Source organism: Marinomonas sp. SBI8L (assembly GCF_001624705.1).
Classification (GTDB): Bacteria; Pseudomonadota; Gammaproteobacteria; order Pseudomonadales; family Marinomonadaceae; genus Marinomonas.
Map to the genome: position 1 here is coordinate 1 of NZ_JSEO01000043.1, position 790 is coordinate 790.

At 38.4% G+C, this 790-nt stretch carries 1 protein-coding gene; it reads right to left on the reverse strand.

The features are described 5' to 3' along the window. Window positions 1–8: 8 nt before the first annotated feature. Window positions 9–790, reverse strand: a 782-nt coding sequence (locus OA91_RS23815) for a transposase (RefSeq protein ID WP_157203885.1), incomplete at its 5' end; no start/stop codon positions are given.

Consider the following 790-nt stretch of genomic DNA (forward strand, 5'->3'; position numbering starts at 1 on the left):
TACTTTTTCTACTGGCAGTAAGCTTTAAAACCCTTCATACCAATAATATTTAGCACACGGGTAAAATTGTAGGCTAGATTCATTAATGACCACTCTCCTTTGACCTTTTTAAACCCTCTAACAAGGAAGTGTTGCCATCCAGCTCTCATTTTCAATGTGCCAAATGGGTGTTCTACAAGTGCACCTCTCTGCTTCATTTTACCTTTTCCATAAAACTCCATTCTTCTTTTGTGTTCATCAACAACAGACTCGTATTCGCTACGATACAGCTTTCGGCGAGTTGTTCCTTGAGCCAAACACTGATCTTTTTTAAAACAACTTCTACAATCCTTTGAGTTACTGATATAAAGCTGCCGCTTTTTATTATGCTTTGTTGTTAGTGAACCTGATGGCGTTAGTAACTTTTCATTAGGGCAGGAATAGTGGTTGTTTGATGTATCGTATTGGAAATGCTCACGAGTAAATCTGTCTTGCTCTTTAATGCTGGCTGATTTATTCGGTATGGGAACATAGGGTGTAATTTGATTCTCAGCACAAAGATGCAAATTAGTTGTTTCATAGTAACCCGCATCAGCAAGTACCGTTAATTTATCTAAACCAAGTGTTGTTTTTGATCGCTTTGCCATAGGGTAAAGCTGTTTTTGATCATTTCCTTCGTTGGTTACATCACTTGCAATAATTAAGTGATGGCGATCATCCACGGCAGTTTGGATATTATAACCCGCTATTTTTGCTCCTCGTTTAAACAGTAGTCTAGCGTCTGGATCTGTTCGCGATAATTGACCAGTAT